This is a genomic window from Mycobacterium talmoniae (assembly GCF_001854525.1).
Lineage (GTDB): Bacteria > Actinomycetota > Actinomycetes > Mycobacteriales > Mycobacteriaceae > Mycobacterium > Mycobacterium talmoniae.
In genome coordinates, this window is record NZ_MLQM01000238.1 from 1 (window position 1) to 5905 (window position 5905).

Here is a 5905-nt window from a genome sequence, read left to right on the forward strand (position 1 = left end):
TTGTAGTCGGTCATTTCGCTACCTCCATCGGGTCGAAGTCGAGCTTCTCCCGGACCGCGCAGTCCGGGCAGCACCAGTCGTCGGGAATCTGGTGCCAGGGGGTGCCGGCCGGAAAGCCCTCGCGCGGGGCGCCGGTGGCCTCGTCGTAGACGTAGCCGCAGCCCGGGCAGCGGTAGGCGGCCATCAGGCCGCCACCGCCCGGTAGCGGGCCAGCACCTTGGTGCGGACGCGGGGGTGGATGTTGGCGCGGGTGATGTCGCCGTCGTAGTGCGCCAGCACCCGGTGATCCATCAGCCGCCGCCACACCGGCGGGAAGTACGTCACCGCGATCAACGAGCCGTACCCGGCGGGCAGGTTGGGTGCACCGTCCATGCTGCGCAGGGTCTGGTAGCGCCGGGTCGGGTTGGCGTGGTGGTCGCTGTGCCGCTGCAGGTGGTACAGGAACAGGTTGGTCACCATGTGGTCGGAGTTCCAGCTGTGCTGCGGGGTGCAGCGCTCGTAGCGGCCGCCGGCCGTCTTCTGGCGTACCAAGCCGTAGTGCTCGAGGTAGTTCACCGATTCCAGCAGGCTGAAGCCGTAGACCGCCTGGATGATCACGAACGGGATCAGCGTCGGCCCGAAGATCGCGATCAGCACCGCCCAGAACACCACCGACATCGCCCAGGCGTTGAGCACGTCGTTGCCCAGCCACGTCGCCGGGTTCCACGGGTTGCGGCCCAACCGGCGGATCCGCTGGGCCTCCAGCTCCACCGCCGAGCGGAGGCTGCCAAAGACGGTGCGCGGCAAAAACTCCCAGAACGTCTCGCCGAACCGCGACGATGCCGGGTCTTCGGGGGTGGCTACCCGCACGTGGTGGCCGCGGTTGTGCTCGATGTAGAAGTGCCCGTAGCAGACCTGCGCGAGGGTGATCTTGGCCAGCCACCGCTCCAGGTTTTCGCGCTTGTGGCCGAGTTCGTGGGCGGTGTTGATGCCGACCCCGCCGACGGTGCCGACCGACATCGCCACCCCGATCTTGCCCAGCCAGCCCAGCGACCCGTCGAAACCGAGCCAGCCCAGGTCCGACGCGGTGAACAGGTAGGCGCCGAAGATGGCGCTGGCGTACTGGAACGGGAGGTAGGCGTAGGTCGCGTAGCGGTAATACTTGTCGTTCTCCAGCCGCTGCATCGCCTCATCGGGCGGGTTCTGGCCATCGGAGCCGACCCACAGGTCCAGCGTCGGCAACAGGACATACAGCAGGATCGGCCCGATCCAGAACGGCAGCTGCGATCCGGTGTGCCAGCCGAGGCTGTTGAGTCCCCACACGATGGGCAGCATCAAAAACAGCATGGTGGGCACGAACAGCCCCAACAACCACAGATAGCGTTTTCTGTCTCGCCAGCCACCCGCAGGGGCGCCGACGGTGCCCTGCGCGCCGGTGTGGATTTGCGTTGTCATGTCGGGTTACCTCTCGATAAGGAACGTCACAGTGCGGTTCACTTTGGCAGCGGCACCGCGACGCGGCGACGTCGTGAACCGCTCAACTTCCGACGTTCTGTTGTCGCCCGGGACCAAACGCCGCTAAGGCCGCAGCTGAGGCGACCGGGCCGCACGTTCGCGGTGCGGCACCGGCCGGCTGCTGTCCGCAGACGTCACGCAGGCACAACCGGAGTATCCTTACTTACGGAGTAAAGTAAGGAGCAAGGATGGATGCGGCCGCCACGGTGACCTCCAAGGGGCAGGTCACCATCCCCAAAGTGGTGCGGGACGCGCTCGGCATAGCGGCGGGAGACGAGGTCGTGTTCCGCGTCGAGGGAGATCGCGCCGTGCTGGCCCGGACACCGGACTTTCTCGCTCTGGCGGGCACGATCCAGGTGCCCGCGGCCAAACGCAACGTCGCCTGGGACGACGTGATTCGCCGGACCAGATCGGAGCGCGGCGCGGCTCGGCGGTGAGCGCGTTCATCGACACAAACATCCTGGTTCGCCATCTGACCGGCGACCCGCCGGAGTTGGCGGCCCGCGTGACGTCGTATCTGGGCGGCGACCAGGAGTTGCTGTTGACCGACCTCGTGGTGGCCGAGACGGTGGATGTGCTGGAGTCGTTCTACGACGCGCCGCGTGGCCAAATCGCTCAAGCGATGCGGTCGCTCATCGCGTTCGACGCGATCGTTTGCGTAGATCCGGCGCTGCTCCTTCGCGCGATCGAGGTGTATGAGATCGACCGAATTGACTTCGCCGAGGCGTATTTGGTCGCGTGCGCCGAAAGCACCGCCGTGGGTCGCGTCGCGTCCTTCGACCGCTCCCTCGATCGGGTCACCACCATTCAGCGGATCGAGCCACCGCCGGTCTGAACCCGGCGCGGACACCTACCGAGGATCCCTCGGTATTGCTAGAGTATTCCTCGTGCCCAGATCGGACGCGCGGGGCAAGCTGCTGGACGTGGCGCGCCGCCGGTTCGCGCTCGACGGGGCACTGGCCGCCACGCTGGACGAGGTCCGCCGCGAGGCCAAGGTGAGCGTCGGCGCGCTGTATCACCATTTCCCCGACAAGCCGGCGCTGGCGGCGGCCGTGTACGCCCAGGTGATGGCCGAGTATCAGGGCGGCTTCCTCGCCATGTTGCGTGACCACGGCAGCGCCGAGGGCGGGATCCGCGGCGGCGTCGAGCATCACCTGCGGTGGGTGGCGGCCCACCGCGCCGAGGCGGCCTTGCTGCTCGGCGACCGGCTCGACAGCGCCGCGTTGCGGGAGTCCAACCGCGAGTTCTTCACCGCCATCGCGGACTGGTGGCGTCCACACCAGGCCTACGGCGCGCTGCGGCGGATGCAGCCCGGGATCACCGCCGCGTTGTGGTTCGGGCCCGCGCAGGAGTTTAGCCGGCACTGGATCGCCGGGTCGGAGCCGAAAATGCCGCGCGGCGCCATCAAGACCTTCGCCGACGCCGCGTGGACGGCGTTGCGCGCCAACGCTAGCGAGGAGGACGACCGGTGACAGAATCGCTTTACACGCGGATGGTCGCCGACGGTGACGACCCGCGGGCGCCCCGTCGGGTCCGGGTCGAGCACCGCGGTGATCGCGCGGTGGTGACGCTCGACGAACCCGACCGGCTCAACGCGCTGTCCGCGCCGCTGGTACGGCAACTGCGGTGCGCGCTGGCGGAATTGGCGGCCGACACCGACGTCCGCGCGGTCGTCGTGACCGGCGCCGATCCGGGATTCAGCGCCGGCGGCGACTTGACGATGATGCGCACCGTCACCGAGCGGCGCGCCGACCCCGAGCCGGAGGGGGTGGCCGATGTATGGCGCTGGATCCGTCGTGAATTCGGCGGCATCGCACGGCTTATCGCCACCTCCGACACCATCTTCGTTGCCGCGCTCAACGGCGCGGCCGCCGGGGTCGGGCTGGCCTGGGCGCTGACCTGCGACCTGACCATCGCCAGCGAACGCGCGGTGCTGGTGCCGGCATTCGGTCGGCTGGGTCTGCTCCCGGAGGTCGGCACCAGTTGGGCGTTGACCCGGCGCCTGGGCTATCAGGGCGCGCTGGCCTACTACCTGCGCGGCGAGCACATCGACGCCCCCGCCGCCCAGCGACTGGGGCTGGTGCATGAGGTGGTCGCCCATGAGCAACTGCTGACCGTGGCCGACGAATGGTGTTCCCGGGTGGCCGCGTTGCCGGCGCACGCGGTGGCGATGACCAAACCGCTGCTGCGCACCGCCGCTGACGCCAACTGGAACGACGCGCTCACCCTCGAAGAATTCGCCGAACCCACCTGCTTCACCACCGCGGCGTTCGCCGATGCCGTGCACGCCCTGCTGGCGCGCTAACTGCACCGCAGCAGCGGCTGGGTGCTGCACCGAAACGCGCCGCCGAACGACCGGCTGATCGCGAAGTCGACGTATTCGACCGTGATGCCGGCGCGCTCCAGCTGCTCGCCGATGCGGCCGAACACCGGATCGGTGATGTAGACCTCGGGACCGATCGGCAGCCCGTTGGTGGCCAGCTCTTTGGCCTCCGGCAGCGAAACCGTGATCCTGGACCAGGATTTCAGGATGTCCGGGATGCCGTCGAGCAGCGCCTCCTCGCACACCACCACCAGTCCGTCGCGGATCAATCCGAGCGCACAGTCCAGATGCAGCATCTCGCGCCTCAACCGGACCACCTCAACGGTGTACCCCAGCGGTGCCAGCAGCTTCTGCAGCCAGCGCGCGCCGAGTTCGTTGGACGCCAGACCCGAGGTCCCGACGAAGACGTGCTTGCCGAGCACCAGGACGTCGCCGCCCTCCAGGAACGGACCCGGTCCCAGCGTAGCGTCGTCGGCGGCCGCGATCTCGGGGGCCGGCGCCGCGACATAGCTGCACGGCGCCGGATAGACCCGTTCGGCCAGGATGTCGCGCATCGTCAATACCTCACGGCGGCGGTAGCCGAAGCGCAGCGAACCCTCGATCACCACGTTGCCGATGGTGAAGAACGGGTCGCGCACAAAGAAATTGGCGTAGCCGTCGGTGCCGGCCTTCTCGGCCTCGGTCAGCAGCCGCGGCCGCAGCACCTCGACGCCGTGCTTGCGCAACACCGCGTCGAGTTGCTGTCGTTCCCGCTCCCAGGTCCGTTGCCGCTCCGGGCAGGCCACCCCGAAATCCTGTCCGACGGGCACGTTTTCGGCGGCGCCGGGCGGCAGGAAGTCCAGCTCCGCCGAATCCAGGATGGTCGCGGGCAGCGCCAGCTCGGACTGCGCGAGCACCACGGTGCGCAGCGGCGCGAACTCGCTTTCGACAAAGACCTCGGGCACCGTCGGCGCGGCCTACGGCTGGCGGTATCCCGGCGGGTTGGGTGTGTCGACCCACAGGTCGACCCCGAGCTCGCCGCCCGGGGTGCAGTCATACACCGACAGGTCGGTCACCCCGGATTCCACCAGGACGTCCTCACACAGCACCGAGTTGCCGGTGTAGTCGGTGGCGGGCTTGTTGAGGATGACGTACGCCGCGTCGGCGTAGACGTCGGGTTTGCGGGCCCGCGACATCGCCTCGTCACCGCCGAGCAGGTTCTGCACGGCCGCGGTCGCGACCAGGGTGCGCGGCCACAGCGTGTTGGACGCGATCCCGTCGGCGCGCAATTCCTCGGCCATGCCCAGCGCGCACAGCGTCATCCCGAATTTGGCCATCATGTACGCGGTCGGCTTGAGCCACTCGGACTCCAACCGGATCGGCGGGGACAGGGTCAAGATGTGCGGGTTGTCCCGGCCCTTCATGTGTGGGATGCAGGCCCGCGAGACCGAGTAGGTGCCGCGCACCTGGATGCCGTTCATCAGATCGAAGCGCTTGAGCGGCACCTCGGTGATGGAGCCCAGGTTGATCGCCGAGGCGTTGTTCACGCAGATATCGATGCTGCCGAACTGGGCCACCGCTTGGGCCACCGCGGCCTCGACCGACTCGCCATCGCGGATATCGCCGACGATCGGCAGCGCTTGGCCGCCGGCCTCCTCGATCTCCTTGGCCGCGGTGTACACCGTGCCGGGCAGCTTGGGGTGCGGTTCGGCGGTCTTGGCGACCAACGCGACATTGGCGCCGTCGCGGGCGGCCCGTTTGGCGATCGCCAGCCCGATCCCGCGGCTGGCCCCGGATATGAACATGGTTTTCCCGGAAAGCGACATGGTGGTCACCCTATGCTGCCCGGATCGCCGCGGTGACCGCATCGGTCAGCGCAATCAGGTCGGCCGGGGCCAGCGCCACTTCCCAGCCTCGTTTGCCGGCGCTGCAAAACACCCGATCCCACTGCAGCGCCGAGGAGTCCACCACCGTCGGGAGCGCTCGGCGCTGGCCGAGCGGGGAGATGCCGCCCACCACGTAGCCGGTGGATCGCTGGGCCGCCGCCGGGTCGGCCAACATCGCCTTCGGCGCCCCCAGCGCGGCGGCGGCCGCCTTCAGCGACAGCGT

Annotated in this window: 9 protein-coding genes; 4 read left to right on the forward strand and 5 right to left on the reverse strand. The window is 68.7% G+C overall.

The features are described 5' to 3' along the window. Nucleotides 1–10 precede the first annotated feature (10 nt). On the reverse strand, nucleotides 11–184 hold the full coding sequence (locus BKN37_RS25210) for a rubredoxin (RefSeq protein ID WP_071029792.1): 174 nt from the start codon (nucleotides 182–184) through the stop codon (nucleotides 11–13). Further along, on the reverse strand, nucleotides 184–1434 hold the full coding sequence (locus BKN37_RS25215) for an alkane 1-monooxygenase (protein ID WP_071029794.1): 1251 nt from the start codon (nucleotides 1432–1434) through the stop codon (nucleotides 184–186). The genes BKN37_RS25210 and BKN37_RS25215 overlap by 1 nt, the downstream gene beginning before the upstream one ends. Before the next feature lie 248 nt (nucleotides 1435–1682). On the opposite strand from BKN37_RS25215, the gene BKN37_RS25220 reads away from it, so the two are divergent. From BKN37_RS25220 to BKN37_RS25235, 4 genes are read left to right on the forward strand one after another with little or no spacing between them, the layout of a single operon-like run. Further along, a complete protein-coding gene (locus tag BKN37_RS25220; protein WP_071029796.1) occupies nucleotides 1683–1931 on the forward strand; it encodes an AbrB/MazE/SpoVT family DNA-binding domain-containing protein in 249 nt (82 codons plus the stop codon). Beyond that, nucleotides 1928–2329 (forward strand): PIN domain-containing protein, encoded by a 402-nt coding sequence (locus BKN37_RS25225; RefSeq protein ID WP_071029798.1) that lies wholly within the window; start codon nucleotides 1928–1930, stop codon nucleotides 2327–2329. The genes BKN37_RS25220 and BKN37_RS25225 overlap by 4 nt, the downstream gene beginning before the upstream one ends. 52 nt (nucleotides 2330–2381) lie before the next feature. Further along, a complete protein-coding gene (locus tag BKN37_RS25230; RefSeq protein WP_071029800.1) occupies nucleotides 2382–2966 on the forward strand; it encodes a TetR/AcrR family transcriptional regulator in 585 nt (194 codons plus the stop codon). A gap of 20 nt (nucleotides 2967–2986) precedes the next feature. Continuing rightward, complete coding sequence (locus BKN37_RS25235) at nucleotides 2987–3799, forward strand: enoyl-CoA hydratase/isomerase family protein (RefSeq protein ID WP_071029802.1); 813 nt, start codon at nucleotides 2987–2989, stop codon at nucleotides 3797–3799. Here the strand turns inward: BKN37_RS25235 and BKN37_RS25240 are convergent. The 3 genes from BKN37_RS25240 to BKN37_RS25250 all read right to left on the reverse strand — a co-directional run. After that, complete coding sequence (locus tag BKN37_RS25240; protein ID WP_071029804.1) at nucleotides 3796–4761, reverse strand: dimethylarginine dimethylaminohydrolase family protein; 966 nt, start codon at nucleotides 4759–4761, stop codon at nucleotides 3796–3798. The genes BKN37_RS25235 and BKN37_RS25240 overlap by 4 nt on opposite strands. 12 nt (nucleotides 4762–4773) lie before the next feature. Next, the gene (locus BKN37_RS25245) at nucleotides 4774–5622 is read right to left on the reverse strand and encodes an SDR family oxidoreductase (protein WP_071029806.1); all 849 of its coding nucleotides are present in this window, start codon (nucleotides 5620–5622) and stop codon (nucleotides 4774–4776) included. A 10-nt stretch (nucleotides 5623–5632) separates the two neighbouring features. Further along, a partial coding sequence (locus tag BKN37_RS25250; RefSeq protein WP_278184976.1) for a YbaK/EbsC family protein occupies nucleotides 5633–5905 on the reverse strand: 273 nt, incomplete at its 5' end.

Excerpts from the sequence above, each read along its gene's own strand:
- BKN37_RS25210 (WP_071029792.1), bottom strand. The coding sequence starts at position 184 with ATGGCCGCCTACCGCTGCCCGGGCTGCGGCTACGTCTACGACGAGGCC.
- BKN37_RS25245 (WP_071029806.1), bottom strand. The coding sequence starts at position 5,622 with ATGTCGCTTTCCGGGAAAACCATGTTCATATCCGGGGCCAGCCGCGGG.
- BKN37_RS25220 (WP_071029796.1), top strand. The coding sequence starts at position 1,683 with ATGGATGCGGCCGCCACGGTGACCTCCAAGGGGCAGGTCACCATCCCC.
- BKN37_RS25235 (WP_071029802.1), top strand. The coding sequence starts at position 2,987 with ATGGTCGCCGACGGTGACGACCCGCGGGCGCCCCGTCGGGTCCGGGTC.
- BKN37_RS25215 (WP_071029794.1), bottom strand. The coding sequence starts at position 1,434 with ATGACAACGCAAATCCACACCGGCGCGCAGGGCACCGTCGGCGCCCCT.